This is a genomic window from Pseudomonas oryzihabitans NBRC 102199, assembly GCF_000730625.1.
Lineage (GTDB): Bacteria > Pseudomonadota > Gammaproteobacteria > Pseudomonadales > Pseudomonadaceae > Chryseomonas > Chryseomonas oryzihabitans.
The window spans coordinates 422,462-439,229 of sequence record NZ_BBIT01000005.1 but is presented as its reverse complement, the minus strand read 5'-3'; the positions used below and the strand labels follow the sequence as shown (position 1 = coordinate 439,229).

Sequence of the window (16,768 nt, the reverse complement as noted above, 5' to 3'; positions counted from 1 at the left end):
CGACCGGATGCAAAAACGACAGGGGTATCACCAGAAGCGTCAGTGAGCGGGTCGGCCTACCCCGGCGGCAGGCCGGCAGCCGCCGCCGCAAGCTCCGGCGCCGACGACCGGTGCGGTCGGTCTTCCCGCGGACTCAGGCCGAAGCGCTGGCGGTAGCAGCGGGAGAAATAGGACGCGGACTCGAAGCCGCAGGCCAGGGCGACGTCCAGCACGCTGGCCTCCCCCTGCTGCAGCAGCTGGCGGGCCCGGTCCAGGCGCAACTGCAGATAGAAGGTGGAGGGGGTCGTCTGCAGGTGGAGGCGGAACAGCCGCTCCAGCTGGCGGCGGGTCACCTGGATGCCGGCGGCCAGTTCCAGGGTGCCCAGGGGCGTCTCGGTGTGGCGCTCCATGCGCTCCACCACGCGGATCAGCTTGCGATTGGCGATACCGTAGCGCTGCGCCACCTGCAGCCGCTGGTGCTCGCGCGGCGGGCGAATGCGCCCGAGCACGAATTGCTCGGAGACCTGCACCGCCAGTTCGCTGCCGTGGCTGCGGCCGATCAGTTCCAGCAGCAGGTCGAGGCTGGCCGTGCCGCCGGCGCAGGTGATGCGGCCGCGGTCGATCTCGAACAGCTCGCCGGTCACCTCGAGCTGCGGCCAGGCTTCGCGAAAGGCCGCCACCGCCTCCCAGTGCAGGGTGATCCTATGGCCGTCCAGCAGCCCGGCACGCGCCAGCACCAGGGCACCCGTGTCGATCCCGCCCAGGGGATGGCCGTGGCGGGCGACCTGGCGCAGCCAGCTGGCGAGGCCGTCGTCGTAATGGGCCAGGGGCTCGAAACCGGCCACCACGAACAGGGTGGTGCCCGCTTCCAGGGCATCGAGGCCACTGTCGACATTGACCGACATGCCGTTGCTGGCGGTCACCGCCGCGCCCTCGCGACCGAGGATGCGCCAGCGGTAGCTGCCCGGGCGAAAGCGGTTGGCCACCCGCAGGGGTTCCAGGGTGGCGATGAAGCCCAGGGCGGAAAAGCCGGGCAGCAGGAGAAAGGCAAAGGACTGCGGCATGGGTGGGGCGTCCTCGGTAACGGTTGGCTTGGGCAAGCAAGAAGGTCGCCAGGGTGCAAATTCCGGTCGTCGGGCTGCACATGGCGGCGGGGCGAGGCGCCTAGGGTAGAAGGCAACCGGCAGTCATCCCCGCCCGCCGCCCCAGGGAGTTCGTCATGCCCAACAAGACCCTCAGTGCCACCCTCCTCGCCTGCGGCCTGCTGGCCGCCACCCTTGGCAGCGCCCGCGCCGCCGATCCCGACAGCTGCCAGACGGTACGGATGGGCATCGTCGGCTGGACCGACGTGGTCGCCACCAGCGCCCTGGCCGAGGTCATGCTCGAAGGCCTCGGCTACGGCGTGAAGCCGACCACCGCCTCCCAGCAGATCATCATGGCGGCCATGGGCGACAAGAATCTCGATGTGTTCCTCGGCTACTGGCAACCGACCATGCAGCCGGTGGTGCAGCCCTTCGTCGACAAGGGGCAGGTCAAGGTAATCACTCCGCCGCTGCTGGCCGATGCCCAGTCCACCTATGCGGTGCCCGAGTACGTCTACGAGGGGGGCCTGAAGACCTTTGCCGACATCGCCCGCTTCAAGGACAAGCTCGGCGGCAAGATCTACGGCATCGAGCCGGGCAGCGGCGCCAACCGCGGCACCGCCGAGATGATCAAGACCGACCGTTTCGGCCTCAAGGACTTCCAGCTGGTGGAGTCCAGCGAGGCGGGCATGCTCACCGCCGTGCGCCGCGCCGAGAAGCGCAAGGAGTGGATCGTCTTCTTTGGCTGGAAGCCGCATCCGATGAACCTGCAGATCAAGATGCGCTACCTGACCGGCAGCGAAGACGTCTTCGGCCCCAACGAAGGCCAGGCCACGGTCTCGGTGGTGACCACCGCCGACTATCCGCAGCGCTGCGCCAACGTCCAGCGCCTGCTCAGCAATCTGCACATGGACAGTGCCGAGGTCAGTGCCGTGATGGCGCCCATCCTGGAGCGCACCGCGCCCAAGGACGCCGCCCGCGCCTGGCTCAAGGACAACCCGCAACGTCTCGACGCCTTTCTCCAGGGCGTGACCACCCGTACCGGCCAGCCCGCCGCTCTCAAGCTCTGATCGCCCAAGGACAGACCCCATGAACACCGATGTCATCGTCACCTGCGCCCTGACCGGCGCCGGTGATACCGTAGGCCGCAATCCCCATGTCCCCGTTACCCCGGCGCAGATCGCCGCCGCCGCCCTGGAGGCGGCCCGCGCCGGCGCCACCGTGGTGCACGCCCATGTGCGCGATCCCGCCACCGGCAAGCCGAGTCGCGACGTGGCGCTCTATCGCGAGGTGGTTGAGCGCATCCGCGAGGCGGACACCGAGATCGTCATCAACCTCACCGCCGGCATGGGCGGCGACCTGGAGATCGGCCCGGGCGAGACGCCCACCGACTTCGGCCCCGGCTCGGACCTGGTCGGCCCCCTCACCCGCCTGCTGCACGTCGAGGAATTGCGTCCGGACATCTGCACCCTGGATTGCGGCACCCTCAACTTCGGCGACGGCGACTTCATCTATGTCTCCACCCCCGCGCAACTGCGCGCCGGGGCCAGGCGCATAACCGAACTGGGGGTGAAGGCCGAGCTGGAGATCTTCGACACCGGCCACCTCTGGTTCGCCAAGCAGTTGCTCAAGGAGGGCCTGCTGAAGGATCCGCTGTTCCAGCTGTGCCTGGGCATTCCCTGGGGCGCCCCGGCCGACACCACCACCATGAAGGCCATGGTCGACAACCTGCCGGCGGGCGCCTGCTGGGCCGGCTTCGGCATCGGCCGGATGCAGATGCCCATGGCCGCCCAGGCCATGCTGCTGGGCGGCAACGTCCGCGTCGGCCTGGAGGACAATCTCTGGCTGGACCGGGGCGTCCACGCCACCAACGGCAGCCTGGTGGAGCGGGTCATCCAGATCATCGAACGGCTGGGCGGACGCGCTCTGAGCCCGGCCGAAGGGCGGGACCGCATGCAGCTGGGAGGTGCCCGATGAGCGCCGTCTTCGCCGCCCTCGGCACCGGCGTGATCGGTGCCGGCTGGATCGCCCGGGCCCTGGCTCGGGGCCTGGACGTCCGTGCCTGGGACCCGGCACCCGGCGCCGAGGCCGCCCTGCGCACGCGCCTGGCCAATGCCTGGCCGGCGCTGGAGGCCCAGGGCCTGGCGCCCGGCGCCAGCCTGGAGCGCCTGAGTTTCCATACCGATCTGAAGGCCGCGGTGGCCAGCGCCGACGTCATCCAGGAAAGCGCCCCCGAGCGCCTGGAGCTCAAGCGCGACCTCCATGCCCGGGTCAGCCGGGCGGCGCGGCCCGACGCCCTGATCTGCTCCAGCACCTCGGGGCTGCTGCCCAGTGACTTCTATGCCGACGCCCAGCACCCCGAGCGCTGCCTGGTGGGCCATCCCTTCAACCCCGTCTACCTGCTGCCGCTGGTGGAGGTGGTGGGTGGCAGCCAGACCTCGACGGCCAACCTGGAGCGCGCCGAGGCCTTCTATCGCGAGCTGGGCATGCGGCCGCTGCGGGTGCGCAAGGAGGTGCCCGGCTTCATTGCCGACCGCCTGCTCGAAGCCCTGTGGCGCGAGGCGCTGCACCTGGTCAACGACGGCGTCGCCACCACCGGCGAGATCGACGACGCCATCCGCTATGGCGCCGGCCTGCGCTGGTCGTTCATGGGCACCTTCCTCACCTACACCCTGGCCGGCGGCCCGGCGGGCATGCGCCACTTCATGCAGCAATTCGGCCCGGCCCTGAAGCTGCCCTGGACCTACCTGGAAGCCCCGGAGCTGACCGACGGCCTGATCGACGCCGTGGTCGAGGGCACCCAGGCCCAGCAGGGCGACCTGGAACTGGCGGCGCTGGAGCGCTATCGCGACGACTGCCTGCTGGCGGTGCAGGCGGCCATCGCCGACTGCAAGACACGCCACGGGATTCGGGACTAGGAGAAGGGTCATGCTGATCCACAGCACCACCGTCGCCCCCGAGTGGGTCGACTACAACGGTCATCTGCGCGACGCCTACTACCTGCTGATCTTCAGCCACGCCACCGACGCCCTGATGGACGCCATGGGCCTGGACGCCGCCGGCCGCGCCGCCAGCGGGCACTCGCTGTTCACCCTGGAGTGCCATCTCAACTTCCTGCACGAGGTGAAGGCGGACGCCCAGCTGGAGGTGCGGGTGAGATTCCTGGCTCTGGACGCCAAGCGTCTGCACCTGCACTTCGGGCTGTATCGCGAGGGCGAGACAGAGCTGCTGGCCGCCTCCGAGCAGTTGCTGCTGCACGTGGACCTAGCCGGTCCTAAATCGGCGCCCTTCGCCCCCGCGGTGCACGACTGGCTGGCGACCCGGCTGGCGGCGCAGCGGGACGAACCCTGGCCGGAGCACGTCGGGCGGGTCATCGGCCTGCCGCCCGCGAGAAAATGACCAACGACCCCAAGGATCCAGCGGAGTCACCCTGACATGAGCGCCATCGCCGACTTCAGTACCTACAAGGTCATCAGCCCGATACGCAGCGCCCTGGAGGATGACACTCAGGTCACGGTGCTTTGGCTGGACGGCCGAACCAGTCCCTACCACCTGCTCTGGCTCAGGGACAACTGCCCCTGCTCGCGCTGTGTCTATTCCGTTACCCGCGAGCAGGTCGTCGAGATCCTGGATATTCCCGAAGACATTCAGGCCGCCCGGGTGACCCTCACGGATGACGGCAATCTGGACATCCTCTGGCAAGACGGGCATGCCAGTACCTACGACGCGGGTTGGTTGCGCGCCCACGCCTATGACGAGGAATCCCTCGCTGAACGGGAACGGCTGAAGCCGAAGAAAAGGCTCTGGGACAGCAGCCTGGCTGTTCCAGCCTTCCATTACACCGACGTAATGGCCGACGACACCGCGCTGCTGGCCTGGCTGCTAATGGTGAGAGATACCGGCCTGTCCCTGATCCACGACGTGCCTACCGAAAGCGGCGCGCTCGTCCCCGTGGCGAAACGCATTTCCTTCATCCGGGAAAGCAATTTCGGCACGCTCTTCGATGTCCAGTCCAAGGTCGATGCGGACAGCAACGCCTATACCGCCTTCAACCTCCCGCTGCATACCGATCTGCCGACCCGCGAGTTGCAACCCGGTCTGCAATTCCTGCACTGCCTGGTCAACGACGCACGCGGCGGCAGCAGCACCTTCGTCGATGGTTTCAAACTGGCGGAAGTGCTCAGGGAAGAAGACCCGCAGTCCTTCGAGATCCTCACCACCCTGCCCATCGAATTCCGCAATCGGGGCAGGTCTTCTGACTATCGCTACCAGGCGCCCATCATTGCCCTGGGCGAAAACCAGGAGGTGACGGAAATCCGCATGGCGAATTTCCTGCGTGGCCCCTTCAGCACCCTGCCCGCCACCATGCCGCTGCTCTACCGCGCCTACCGTCGCTTCATCGCCCTGACGCGCGACGATCGCTTCCGCTATCGACAGCGACTCGAAGCGGGTCAGCTGTGGTGTTTCGACAACAGACGCGCCCTGCATGCCAGGGATGAATTCGACCCTGCCAGCGGCGCGCGTCACTTCCAGGGCTGCTATGTCGACAGAGACGAACTGCATTCCCGGATTCGCGTGCTGCAACGATGAGCCAGCCACCGCTGTCGGCGGACATGGCCGCCTTCGTCGCGGCCAGCCAGGCCTTCGCCACGGCCGACCCGGATATCCAGGCTCAGCGCCAGGCCTACGCCCGACTCTGCGCCGCCCTGGCACCGGCGGACTATCAGGGCCTGGCGGTCAGCGATCATTGCGCCGGCGACGTGCCGTTGCGGCTGGTGGCGCCGCAGGAGGCCGCCGCTGACCGCCCCGCCCTGCTCTATCTGCATGGCGGCGGCTGGATGCTCGGTGACCTGGATTCCCACGGCTTTCTCGCCGCGCGCCTGGCGCGGCGCCTGGGGCTGGCGGTGCTGCTGGTGGACTATCGCCTGGCGCCGGAGCATCCCTATCCCGCCGCTCTGAACGATGCCCGCCAGGCCTGGGACTGGCTGCAGCAGCACGCCCCGACACTGGGGCTGGACCCGACCCGGCTGGCGGTGGCCGGCGACAGTGCCGGCGGCAATCTCGCCGCCGCCCTATGCCTGGCGTTGCGGCAGCAAGGGCGTGCCCAGCCCCGGGCCCAGGCGCTAATCTATCCGGCGCTGACCGCGCGGGTGCTGCCCAGCGAACGCCGGCAGGCCGCGGCGCCGTTGCTGAGCGCGGCCGACTGGCGGGCGTGTCTGGAGGTCTATCTGCCTCGCCAGGCGCAGCGCCGGGAGTCTCTCGCCCTGCCCCTGGAGGCTAGCGATTGCAGTGGACTGGCGCCGGCCTTTGTCGCCGTGGCCCGGCGCGATCCCCTGGCCGACCATGGCCGCGCCTATATCGCCGCCCTGCGTGCCGGCGGAACGCCCGGTCGCCTGTGGCAAGGCGCCGGTCTGCTGCACGGCGCCCTGCGCGCCCAGGGTCGGCGGGCCGAGGCGCTGCGCGAGGCCCTGGAGCGCTTTCTCGCGGGCGAACTGGGCGCCCTGCCCCCTGCTGACCTGGCAAAAGACAAAAAAAAACCTCAACCGCTGGAGACGGAAGAGGTTCAAACGCCCTGATGGGCCTCAGTGTGTAACCGGGGGTTGCTCGGCTCTGGTGGCGAACAACCGGAAAATGTCGTTGATAGGCGCCATTCTAACCGCGAACGTCGCTCTTGACCCTGCGGCAGATTGTCCGGGCATGACGTCGTAATAAACCTACATTGCCTGGCTGGCGGGCGCGGTGCTTTCCAAAAACGACATCCGGCTATGCGGCGACGCCAGCCCGGCTTGCCGTCTGCGACGCCGATGGGAGAATCCAGGCATTCCACCGGAGAGGGCAGCACCATGATGATCGCCGACTTGATCGACCAGGACGACTTCCGCGACCGCCTGCGTGCGCTGGGTTTCAACGTAACGCCCGCGGCCACCGCGGACGAGGCCTGCCGCCAGGCGGTGACGGGACTCAACCAGGAGCGCGCCCAGGCCTTGCGGCAGTTGATCCAGGAATTGCTGTCCGGCAGCGCGGCGCTGCTGCCGGCGGTGCGCCAGGCCATCGACCAGCAATTGCTGCCAGCCCTGGCCCAGCCACGCGGCTAGCAGGCGCTAGGGCCGCAGCAGACTCAGCCGACCCAGCAGCGGCAACCGGCCCAGACTCCGCAACGGCGGCGTCAGCAGGCGCTCACCCTGGCGGGCGAAGACGGCCGCCAGCGGCGTATGCAGGCCCAGGCTGATGACGGCCAGGGCTAGCGCCAGACCGCCGATATAGTCATCCGAGCCCCAGTGGGCGCCGGCCACCAGGCGCGGCAGCATGAACAGCACGGCCAGCGCGGCCACCATCAACCGGCGTCCGCCGCGGGTGAAATGCGCCATGAACAGCGCCCAGAGCAGCAGCACCGAGGCATGGTCGCCGGGAAAGCTGGCGCCGGATCTGTCCTTCAATTCCCAGCCGTGCTCCAGTCCGGGAAAGCGATCGCTGAGCAGATAGGCGCCCGAGAGCACATCGGACGGACTGGAATGCTGCAAACCCCAGGCTTCGATGCCCTTGGTCAACAGCGTTCGCACGATCAGCAGGATCACCAGCAGGCCGATGAAGGCCGCCAGCGCCGGGCGCACCTGCCGGGCCGGATAGGCCCAGCCGCCACGGACCAGGAGCGCCAGCAGCACCAGGCCAACGAGGGCATCCACCGGTCTCAGGCTGAAGAAGGTCCAGAGGTAGAGCCAGGCGGTGGACTGGGCCAGGGGCGCGTTGAGGGCATGGAACAACCCGGCGTCGAAGGCCAGCAGCTGGCTGCGCACACCCGGAATCAGCCAGAGCAGCAACAGGCCCAGAGCCAGTCCCTGGCACAGCGCCAGGCGGCGCCACTGCCAGGTGGAAGCGAAGAGTGGAGCGTTCATCGAGGTCTCTTTTCACGAAAATTTCACGAATAGACCCGCTCGACCTCGATAACGTCACACTTTGTTACAGCCAGATGATGCAACACTCCTTTGCAGTCACCGCGTCAACCAAAGAAGGCCAGGGCCTCCTCTACCACCAGATCCGGTAGCTCTTCCGCCAGGTAATGCCCGCCCGGCAAGGCGCGGCCGCTGACCTGGGTGGCCACCTGGCGCCATTCGGCGAGGGGATCGAAGCAGCGCCCCACGGTGCCTTCCGCACCCCAGAGTATGCGTAACGGCAATTCCAGCCGGCGCCCGGCATCCAGATCGGCCTGGTCATGCGCCAGGTCGATCCCGGCGCTGGCGCGATAGTCCTCGCAGATACCACGGGCAGTGCCGGGCAGGCTCAGGCAGCGCAGGTATTCGGCCAGCACCTCCGGCGGAAAGGGCGCCAGGCCAGCGCTGCGGGTACCCATCACGCCCTTGAGATAGCCTTCCGGATCGGCTTCGATCAACCGCTCCGGCAGCGGCGCCGGGCGGATCAGAAAGAACCAGTGCCAGTAGGCGCGGGCGAAGGCCTCATCGGTCTGCCGATACATGGCCAGGGTCGGCGCGATATCCAGCAGCAGCAGCCGCTCCACCGCCGCGGGATGATCCAGCGCCAGGCGATGGGCGACCCGGGCGCCGCGGTCGTGGGCCAGCACGGCGAAGCGCTCATGGCCCAGCCGGCGCATCAGCTCGACGTTGTCCCGCGCCAGGGTACGCTTGCTGTACGCCTCGGCACCCGCCTCCGGCTTGGCGCTGTCGCCATAGCCGCGCAGATCGGCGGCCACCAGGGTGAAGCGCTCGGCCAGACGCGGCGCTACCTTGTGCCACATGACAAGTGTCTGCGGATGACCGTGGAGCAGCAGCAGCGCCGGGCCCTGACCGCCGACGCGGCAATTGAGCTCGACGCCGTTGACGCTCAGCTGCCGCTGTTCGAATCCCGCGAAGAGGCCGTCCATTTCAGGCCAGGGCCGCGGCGATGGCCTGCCCCAGGCTTTCGGTGGTGCCCTGACCGCCGAGGTCGCGGGTCAGGGGTGCCTGCTCGGGCCCCTGGCGCAGCACCGCCTCGATGGCCGCCACCACGGCAGCGCCGGCGTCGGCATGGCCGAGGTGCTCCAGCATCATGGCGCCGCACCAGATCTGGCCGATGGGATTGGCGATGCCCCGCCCGGCGATGTCCGGCGCCGAGCCGTGTACCGGCTCGAACAGGCTGGGGAAGGTGCGTTCCGGATTGATGTTGGCCGAGGGCGCGATGCCGATGGTGCCGGTACAGGCCGGGCCCAGGTCGGAGAGGATGTCGCCGAACAGGTTGCTGGCCACCACCACGTCGAACCAGTCCGGGTGCAGGACGAAGTTGGCGGTGAGGATGTCGATGTGGAACTTGTCCACCGCCACGTCCGGATAGGCCTTGCCCATCTCTTCCACGCGCTTGTCCCACCAGGGCATGGTGATGGCGATGCCGTTGGATTTGGTGGCAGAGGTCAGCTTCTGGCGCGGCCGCTGCTGGGCCAGGTCGAAGGCGAACTTGAGGATGCGGTCGGTGCCGTGACGGGTCATCACCGTTTCCTGGATCACCACCTCGCGTTCGGTGCCCTCGAACATGATGCCGCCGACGCTGGAATACTCCCCTTCGGTGTTCTCGCGCACCACATAGAAGTCGATGTCGCCCGGCTGACGATTGGCCAGGGGCGCCTTGACCCCGGGCATCAGCCGGCAGGGCCGCAGGTTGACGTACTGGTCGAAGCGGCGGCGAAATTGCAGCAGCGAGCCCCAGAGGGAAATGTGGTCGGGTACCACGTCCGGCCAACCGACGGCGCCGAAATAGAGGGCGTCGTAGTCCTTGAGGGTCTCGAACCAGTCGTCCGGCAGCATCTTGCCATGGGCCTGGTAGTACTCGGCGCTGGCGAAGTCGAAGTGGTCCCACTGCAGCGAGAGTCCGAAGCGGCGGGCGGCGGCGTCCAGCACGCGGATGCCTTCGGGCATGACTTCCTTGCCGATGCCGTCTCCGGCGATGACCGCGATCTTGTGGGGCTTGGACGCTTGCATGGACGTTCTCCGGCAGTCTGGGTGAGATGGACCCAGTGTAGTCCTGCGCCAGGGGCGTACAATCCCGCCACAGGGAAAGCCATTCTTAACCTGGGATCAAGAATCTTGTCCGCCGATGACCTCGCCTTCTTTGTCCGCCTGGCTGGCCACCCCAGCCTGACCGCCGCCGCCCGGGAACTGGGCCTGTCGCTGGCGGCCGTCAGCAAGAGACTCACCGCCCTGGAGCGCCGGCTGGGCGTGCAGCTGATCCGCCGCACCACGCGACGCCTGGACCTGACCCCGGAAGGCCTGCGCTATCTGGAAGGCGCCCGTCCGCTGCTGACTCAGCTGGAGGATCTCGAGGCCGCGGTTGGCCGACCCGATGCGCCCCTGAGTGGCACGCTCAATCTCAACGCCACCTTTGGCTTCGGCCGCCGCCACTTGGCGCCGTTGCTGTCGGACTTCGCCCGCCGTCATCCCGAGCTGGAGCTCAACCTGCACCTTTCCAGTCATCCGGTGAATCTGCTGGACGGCCCCTTCGACCTGGACATCCGCGTCGGCGAGCCGCCGGACGCCCGGGTCATCGCCCATCGCCTGCTGGACAACCGCCGCCTGCTCTGCGCCGCCCCCAGCTACCTGGCCCGGGCCGGCGTGCCGGAAAGCGTGGCCGACCTGGCGCACCACAACTGCCTGGTGCTGCGCCAGGACGCCGGCGACTACGCCGTCTGGCGCTTCACCAAGGGCGGCCAGCATTTCGCCCAGAAGGTCCGCGGCAGCCTGAGCAGCAACGATGGCGAGGTGGTGGTGCGTCTGGCGCTGGAGGGCCACGGGCTGATCCTGAGATCGGAATGGGACGTGGCCGAGCTGATCGCCAGCGGCGCCCTGGTGCCGCTGCTGACCGATCACGAGGCATCGGCGGCGGCCATCTATGCGGTGCACCGCCAGCAGCGCCACGTGCCGCGCCGATTGTCGGAACTGATCCGCCACCTGGCACGGGAGCTGCCCGCGCGGTTGGGACGCTAGGGCTGCACGAATCTTCCAGACCGACATCAGGTCAGTAACTAGACTGAAAGGCCCGAAAGCCCCCTTCTCTCGCCATGGCCGACGATCACTGGATCCAGCTGCAGCAGGACGCCGAGACCGGCATCGAGACCCTGCGCGCCCATTTCGAGGGCCATGCCTATGACCCGCACTGGCACGACGCCTATCTGGTGGGCTACACCGAGCAGGGCCTGCAGCAATTCCACTGTCGCGGCCAGCGCCACCTGAGCACCCCCGGCCAGGTCTTTCTGCTCGAGCCCGGCGAACTGCACGATGGCCAGGCGCCGGAGGCCGAGGGCTTCACCTATTCCATGCTCTATCTCGATCCCCAGTGGCTGGCGCGCGAGCTGCAGGGCTTGCATGGCGACGGCCGGCCCCTGGGCGAACCCGGCTTCGCCCGAACCCTGGTGGAACAGGCCGAGCTGCATCGCGCCGTGGCTTGGGCCCATGAGGTCCTGAGTCGTCCGGAATTGCGCATCGTCCGCCAGAGCGCGCTGGATGCCCTGCTGCTGCGCCTCCTGCCGCAACTGCAATGGCGCGCGCCCCAGGCCGGCGATCCGCGGCTGCCCCAGGTGGCCCTGCGCGCGCGGGACTTCCTGCATGCCCATCACCACGAAGATATCGGCCTGGAAGAACTGGCCCGGGCCGCCGGGGTGGACAGATTCCGCCTGACTCGCGCCTTCAAGGCCGCCTTCGGCCTGGCGCCCCATGCCTATCTGGTGCAGCTGCGGCTGGCGCGGGCACGCCGCCTGCTGGCCGATGGTCTGTCGCCGGCGGAGACCGCGGCCGCCCTGGGCTTCGCCGATCAGAGTCACCTGGGGCGCTGGTTCCGCCGCGCCTATGGCCTGACCCCGGCGGCCTATCGCGCGCGCTGCTCGAATCTTCCAGACCGCTAGCGGCAAGGCTTGCGACCCTGGTGGCTCAGTCCTCTCGGGAGTCTTCCATGTCCCTGCTGCCCTTTCTGCTGTTCGCCCTGGTCGCCTCCATCACCCCGGGGCCGACCAATGTGCTCATCCTCGGCCACAGCGCGCGCCATGGCGCCCGGGCCAGCCTGCCGCTGGTGCTGGGCGGCAGCCTGGGCGCGGTGGCCCTGGTGCTGGTGGTGGGTTTCGGACTCGGCCAGACCCTGGCGCAACACCCCGACTGGCAGCGCGCCCTGGCCTGGGCCGGGGTGCTCTGGCTGAGCTGGCTGGCCTGGCAACTGGCCCGCGCCGGGGCGCCCGCGGTGGCGGACGACAGTGCCCGCCTGGGTTTCGGCGGCACCGCCGGATTGCAGGTGCTCAACCCCAAGAGCTGGAGCATGGCGCTGGCGGTGGTGACCGTCTATGCCGAACCCGGTGCCGATCTCTGGCACCAGGTGCTGGTGCTGGCCCTGGTGTTCCTGCTGGTGTCCGTACCCTGCCTGGGCCTCTGGGCCCTGCTCGGCCGGGTCGCGGCGCATGGTTTGAAATCGACCCGCGCCTGGCGCGGCTTCAACCTGGGGATGGCGGCGCTGCTGCTCGCCTCGGCCTGGGCGACGGTGGTCTAGCGCAACAGGCAGTAGCGGATCAGCGCCTTTTCCACGCTCTGCTTCTGCCTGAGTACCAGCAGCACGACCACCGCCTGTTCCGTAGCCTTGATCTCGTAGAAGACCCGGAAACCGTCATGATTGAATTCACGGTAATGCAGTACGCCCAATTCACTGGCCTGGCGGCTGACGGGAAAAGCCAGGGGCGCTGCTGGCAGCTGGCTCTCGACGGCTTCGATCAACCCGATAACCCTGGCGAGCGCATTCTGCTGGCTGGTGTGATCGGCCAGATGATGGATCTGATCTTCCAAACTCAGGGTGGCGCACTCGGTAAACCGTAGCGTCACGTTCATTCACGCTCCTGAGAAACGCCCAGCCAGGCGATCCTTGATCTGCGCAGCGGTTTGATGCTGTCCCTCGTCATCCTCACGCGAGCTCATGGCCAGCAACTTGACCAGGGCAATGGCCTCGTCGCGGCGCTGGCGCTCCGCATAGGACTCGACGACATAGGCCGGTACCCCGTTCTGAGTAACGATCATGGGCTCGTCGAGATCCAGATTGGCCGCATGGCGCTTCAAGTAGCTGATGGTTTCGGTTTTCATCGGATGTCCTCCTGGGCCGAATGCCCGGGTTTCCCGACGGAGATGACCCAGGCAGTAATAGATTGCCCATCAGACTACCAGTGGCACATCAGAGAACCAAATACAGACCGAATAAGGACTGGACAGTCCTATGCTAGACCGGCGCCCCGTCGTGCGTCTGGAGACTGGCCTCCAGATGCTCCAGCCAGGCTCGCACGGCCGGCAGTTGGCCGCGACGGTGGGCGTAGGCGGCCTGCAGATGGCCGCCGGGGATGGACCAGTCCGGCAACAGGCGCTGCAGGCGGCCTGCGGCCAGCTCGGCCTGGCAGTAGATCAGCGGCAGCACCGTGTAGCCGAGACCGGCCAGGGCGGCGGTCTTGCGGACACCGAAGTCGTCGATGCCCAACCGGGCCTCCAGGACCAGTTCGCGCCGTTCGCCCTGGGGGCCCACCAGACGCAGATGCACCTTGCGATCCACTTCGAGCGCGCCGAGCAGCGGCAGGCCCAGCAGGGCTTCCGGTGTATCCAGGGACCGGCCGGCGAGCAATTCGGGAGTCGCCACCAGCACCACCGCGGCCTGACGCAACCGCCGCACCACCAGCCCCGGCTCCTCGTCGGCGAGGTCCCGCACGCGCAGGGCGACGTCCACCCCTTCGTTGATGATGTCCACCCGCCGATTGACCAGCAGCATGTCCAGCTGCACCTGGGGATAACGCGCGAGGAACTGCGTCACCACCTCCGGCAGGTACTGCTGCGCCAGGGCCACCGGGCAGGACACGCGCAGCGGGCCGCGCGGTTCGCTGGACAGGCTGGCCGCCGTCTCGGCGGCGCTCTCCGCCTCGCGCAGCAGCGCCTGGCAGTGCACCAGGTAGCGCTCGCCGAGGGTGGTCAGGGTCAGGGTACGGGTGGTGCGTTGCAGCAGCCGCGCGCCCAGGCGCGTCTCCAGCTCGGCGATCCGTCGGGACAGCCGCGACTTGGGAATGCCCAGCAGCCGCCCGGCGGCGGCGAAGCCCCCGGCTTCCACCACCTTGGCGAAGTAGGCGAGATCATTGAGGTCTTGCATGGACGATTGTCCTATCCATGGGACGAAGCATCGCATTCTAGGCGACTAATCAGCCGATCGTCTTATCGGTAGTCTGGGCTCATCGCGTCGAACCCTACAGGACTACCGCACATGAAACTCTTGCACATCGATTCCAGCATCCTCGGTGATCATTCCGCCTCCCGTGCCCTGACCGCCAAGGTAGTCGCCGCCCTCGAGGCCGCTACGCCCGGACTGGAGGTCAGCTACCATGACCTCGCCCACGATGCCCTGGGCGACTTCTCCGCCGCCAGCCTGACCGCCGGCGCTACCCCGGCCGAGCAGCGCAGCGCCGAACAGCGCGACGAAGCCGAGCGCAACGCCCGCGCCCTGCAGGAATTCCTCGCCGCCGATGTCCTGGTACTGGGCGCGCCCATGTACAACTTCACCATCCCGACCCAGCTCAAGGCCTGGATCGACCGCATCACTGTGGCCGGCACCACCTTCCGCTACAGCGAAGCCGGTCCGGTGGGTCTCTGTGAAGGCAAGAAGGCGATCATCGTCGCTACCGCGGGCGGCATCCATGCCGGCAAGCCGACTGGACTGGCCCATGCGGACTATCTGAAGCTGGTTTTGAGCTTTCTCGGCATCACCGATGTTCAGACCGTGTATGCCGAAGGCCTGGCCTATGGCGACGAAGCCAAGAGCGCGGCCCTGGCCAGCGCCGAACGCCAGATCGCCGAGCAGTTCGCCTGAATCCGGTCGCCCTCACCCCAGGCCCCTGTCCGTCAGGGAGAGGGGAGCTAGCGACTTCTCGCGCGTGGGCAGTGGCAGTCTGAAAAGTCGAGGTCGGGGTGAAGGGGCCCTCACCCCCGGCCCCTCTCCCCGAGGGAGAGGGGAGCTAGAGCCCAGAGATCAAGCTTCGTGACAGCTTGAGCGCCGGAACTCATTCTCCGCGCCATCCCGGTCTTCCCCCTCTCCCTCTGGGAGAGGGCCGGGGTGAGGGCAAGCCCCCGCCTCAGCTGAACCCCACCACCGGATGCGGCACATAGGGCGCTTCCAGGGCACCGATCTCTTCTTCGCTCAGGCGCAGCTCCAGCGCCGCCACCGCATCCTCCAGATGCTGCGGCTTGGACGCCCCGACGATGGGTGCGTCGATCCCTGGCTTCTGCAGCAGCCAGGCCAGGGCCACCTGGGCACGAGGGACGCCACGGGCTTCGGCGATGCGCGCCACGGCGGCGACGATCTGCCGATCGGATTCCTCACTGGCGGTATAGAGCGTCTTGCCGAAGGCATCGCTTTCGGTGCGCGCGGTGCTGGCGTCCCAGTCGCGGGTCAGGCGGCCGCGGGCCAGCGGACTCCAGGGGATCACGCCGATGCCGGCGTCGCGGCACAGCGGCAGCATCTCCCGCTCCTCTTCGCGATTGAGCAGATTGAGGTGGTTCTGCATGGTGGCGAATTTTGTCCAGCCATGGCGTTCCGCCGTGTGCAGCGCCTTGGCGAATTGCCAGGCATACATGCTGCTCGCACCGATGTGCAGCGCCTTGCCCGCCTTGACCACGTCATGCAGGGCTTCGAGGGTCTCCTCGATGGGGGTGTGATAGTCCCAGCGGTGGATCTGGTAGAGGTCGACATAGTCGGTGCCTAGCCGCTGCAGGCTGGCGTCGATGGCGGCGAAGATGGCCTTGCGCGACAGGCCGCCGACATTGGGCTTGTCGCGCAGCGGGAAGTACACCTTGGTCGCCAGCACGATCTCCTCGCGCACGGCGTTGGCCTTGAGAAAGCGGCCGACGATCTCTTCGCTGGTGCCGTCGGAGTAGCTGTTGGCGGTGTCGAAGAAGTTGATCCCGAGATCCAGCGCCTTCTTCAGCAGCGGCTGGCTCTGGTCTTCCGGCAGGGTCCAGGGGTGATTGCCGCGCTCCGGGACGCCATAGGTCATGCAGCCGAGGCAGAGGGGCGAGATCTTCAGACCGGTGCGGCCTAGATTGCGATAGTTCATGGGGGCCTCCAGGGATGGTCGAAAAAGGTTGACCACGCGGGTCCCGGATCGACTGCAACGAACTTACCGGCTGCCGTGTGGTTCTAGATGAATTCTCATCCACAACCGGAGACGCTCCATGAAGAAATATGCTTCCGCGGTCTGGCAAGGCGGTCTGAAGGATGGCAAGGGCCATATCTCCACCGAGAGCGGCGCGCTCAAGGACAATGCCTACGGCTTCAACACCCGTTTCGAAGACACCCCGGGTACCAATCCCGAGGAACTGATCGGCGCGGCCCATGCCGGTTGCTTCTCCATGGCCTTTTCCATGCTGCTGGGCCAGAACGGTCTGACCCCCGAGCGCATCGAGACCAAGGCCGACGTGACCCTGGACAAGGTCGGCGACGGCTTCGAGATCACCACCATCGATCTGACCATGAAGGCCAAGATCCCCGGTGCCACCCAGGAGCAGTTCACCACCATCGCCAACCAGGCGAAGGAAGGCTGCCCGGTGTCCAAGGTGCTCAAGGGCGCCAAGATCAACCTGAACGCCACGCTCGAAGGCTAAGGTTCTGAGGTGCCTGCCGGTGCCGCCTGGCATCGGCAACACCGCGTCATAAAGGCCGTTCGCAGCGAC

At 67.6% G+C, this 16,768-nt stretch carries 20 protein-coding genes; 12 read left to right on the top strand and 8 right to left on the bottom strand.

Translation table 11 applies throughout. The features are described 5' to 3' along the window. Positions 1–56: 56 nt before the first annotated feature. The gene (locus POR01S_RS08325) at positions 57–1,043 is read right to left on the bottom strand and encodes a GlxA family transcriptional regulator (protein ID WP_042135111.1); all 987 of its coding nucleotides are present in this window, start codon (positions 1,041–1,043) and stop codon (positions 57–59) included. Positions 1,044–1,198: 155 nt separating this feature from the next. Here POR01S_RS08325 and choX point away from each other — a divergent pair, with 155 nt between their 5' ends. From choX to POR01S_RS08290, 7 genes are all read left to right on the top strand, one after another. Next, on the top strand, positions 1,199–2,131 hold the full coding sequence (gene choX / locus POR01S_RS08320) for a choline ABC transporter substrate-binding protein (RefSeq protein ID WP_027597309.1): 933 nt from the start codon (positions 1,199–1,201) through the stop codon (positions 2,129–2,131). A gap of 19 nt (positions 2,132–2,150) precedes the next feature. Next, positions 2,151–3,038 carry a 3-dehydrocarnitine:acetyl-CoA trimethylamine transferase CdhC gene (gene cdhC, locus POR01S_RS08315; protein WP_042135109.1) on the top strand — a complete coding sequence of 296 codons (888 nt, stop codon included), beginning with the start codon at positions 2,151–2,153 and terminating at the stop codon, positions 3,036–3,038. Continuing rightward, on the top strand, positions 3,035–3,979 hold the full coding sequence (locus POR01S_RS08310; protein WP_042135107.1) for an L-carnitine dehydrogenase: 945 nt from the start codon (positions 3,035–3,037) through the stop codon (positions 3,977–3,979). The genes cdhC and POR01S_RS08310 overlap by 4 nt, the downstream gene beginning before the upstream one ends. Before the next feature lie 10 nt (positions 3,980–3,989). Then, a complete protein-coding gene (locus POR01S_RS08305; protein ID WP_042135105.1) occupies positions 3,990–4,460 on the top strand; it encodes a thioesterase family protein in 471 nt (156 codons plus the stop codon). 36 nt (positions 4,461–4,496) lie between these two features. Then, positions 4,497–5,651 (top strand): gamma-butyrobetaine dioxygenase, encoded by a 1,155-nt coding sequence (locus POR01S_RS08300; protein ID WP_042135103.1) that lies wholly within the window; start codon positions 4,497–4,499, stop codon positions 5,649–5,651. Next, positions 5,648–6,637 (top strand): alpha/beta hydrolase, encoded by a 990-nt coding sequence (locus POR01S_RS08295; RefSeq protein WP_255211811.1) that lies wholly within the window; start codon positions 5,648–5,650, stop codon positions 6,635–6,637. Before POR01S_RS08300 ends, POR01S_RS08295 begins: the two co-directional genes overlap by 4 nt. Before the next feature lie 267 nt (positions 6,638–6,904). Next, positions 6,905–7,156: a hypothetical protein gene (locus POR01S_RS08290; protein ID WP_007160239.1), complete on the top strand. Its 252-nt coding sequence runs from the start codon at positions 6,905–6,907 to the stop codon at positions 7,154–7,156. 6 nt (positions 7,157–7,162) lie between these two features. Here the strand turns inward: POR01S_RS08290 and POR01S_RS08285 are convergent, their stop codons facing one another. The 3 genes from POR01S_RS08285 to POR01S_RS08275 all read right to left on the bottom strand — a co-directional run bounded on the left by POR01S_RS08285 (position 7,163) and on the right by POR01S_RS08275 (position 10,024). Then, positions 7,163–7,954 carry a phosphatase PAP2 family protein gene (locus POR01S_RS08285; RefSeq protein ID WP_042135101.1) on the bottom strand — a complete coding sequence of 264 codons (792 nt, stop codon included), beginning with the start codon at positions 7,952–7,954 and terminating at the stop codon, positions 7,163–7,165. Positions 7,955–8,058: 104 nt separating this feature from the next. After that, positions 8,059–8,937 carry an alpha/beta fold hydrolase gene (locus POR01S_RS08280; RefSeq protein ID WP_042135099.1) on the bottom strand — a complete coding sequence of 293 codons (879 nt, stop codon included), beginning with the start codon at positions 8,935–8,937 and terminating at the stop codon, positions 8,059–8,061. Between the two features lies 1 nt (position 8,938). After that, complete coding sequence (locus tag POR01S_RS08275) at positions 8,939–10,024, bottom strand: tartrate dehydrogenase (RefSeq protein WP_042135097.1); 1,086 nt, start codon at positions 10,022–10,024, stop codon at positions 8,939–8,941. A 105-nt stretch (positions 10,025–10,129) separates the two neighbouring features. Between POR01S_RS08275 and POR01S_RS08270 the strand changes: the two genes are divergently transcribed. The 3 genes from POR01S_RS08270 (at position 10,130) to POR01S_RS08260 (ending at position 12,572) form a co-directional block, all read left to right on the top strand. Continuing rightward, positions 10,130–11,026 carry a LysR family transcriptional regulator gene (locus tag POR01S_RS08270; protein WP_027600568.1) on the top strand — a complete coding sequence of 299 codons (897 nt, stop codon included), beginning with the start codon at positions 10,130–10,132 and terminating at the stop codon, positions 11,024–11,026. Positions 11,027–11,100: 74 nt separating this feature from the next. Next, positions 11,101–11,940: an AraC family transcriptional regulator gene (locus POR01S_RS08265; RefSeq protein ID WP_042135095.1), complete on the top strand. Its 840-nt coding sequence runs from the start codon at positions 11,101–11,103 to the stop codon at positions 11,938–11,940. Positions 11,941–11,987: 47 nt separating this feature from the next. Further along, a complete protein-coding gene (locus POR01S_RS08260) occupies positions 11,988–12,572 on the top strand; it encodes a LysE family translocator (RefSeq protein ID WP_027597298.1) in 585 nt (194 codons plus the stop codon). On the opposite strand, the gene POR01S_RS08255 is transcribed toward POR01S_RS08260, so the two are convergent. The 3 genes from POR01S_RS08255 to POR01S_RS08245 all read right to left on the bottom strand — a co-directional run bounded on the left by POR01S_RS08255 (position 12,569) and on the right by POR01S_RS08245 (position 14,195). Continuing rightward, a complete protein-coding gene (locus tag POR01S_RS08255) occupies positions 12,569–12,904 on the bottom strand; it encodes a type II toxin-antitoxin system RelE/ParE family toxin (RefSeq protein WP_042135093.1) in 336 nt (111 codons plus the stop codon). The two genes, POR01S_RS08260 and POR01S_RS08255, sit on opposite strands and share 4 nt — an antisense overlap. Then, complete coding sequence (locus POR01S_RS08250) at positions 12,905–13,153, bottom strand: type II toxin-antitoxin system Phd/YefM family antitoxin (RefSeq protein ID WP_027597296.1); 249 nt, start codon at positions 13,151–13,153, stop codon at positions 12,905–12,907. Positions 13,154–13,286: 133 nt separating this feature from the next. Then, positions 13,287–14,195 (bottom strand): LysR substrate-binding domain-containing protein, encoded by a 909-nt coding sequence (locus POR01S_RS08245; protein WP_042135090.1) that lies wholly within the window; start codon positions 14,193–14,195, stop codon positions 13,287–13,289. Positions 14,196–14,306: 111 nt separating this feature from the next. Between POR01S_RS08245 and POR01S_RS08240 the strand changes: the two genes are divergently transcribed. Next, entirely contained in the window at positions 14,307–14,909 is a 603-nt protein-coding gene (locus tag POR01S_RS08240; RefSeq protein WP_042135088.1) for an FMN-dependent NADH-azoreductase, read from the top strand. A gap of 262 nt (positions 14,910–15,171) precedes the next feature. On the opposite strand, the gene POR01S_RS08235 is transcribed toward POR01S_RS08240, so the two are convergent. Next, positions 15,172–16,152: an aldo/keto reductase gene (locus POR01S_RS08235; RefSeq protein ID WP_007160230.1), complete on the bottom strand. Its 981-nt coding sequence runs from the start codon at positions 16,150–16,152 to the stop codon at positions 15,172–15,174. 118 nt (positions 16,153–16,270) lie between these two features. On the opposite strand from POR01S_RS08235, the gene POR01S_RS08230 reads away from it, so the two are divergent. Beyond that, positions 16,271–16,699: an OsmC family protein gene (locus POR01S_RS08230; RefSeq protein ID WP_007160229.1), complete on the top strand. Its 429-nt coding sequence runs from the start codon at positions 16,271–16,273 to the stop codon at positions 16,697–16,699. Positions 16,700–16,768 lie beyond the last annotated feature (69 nt).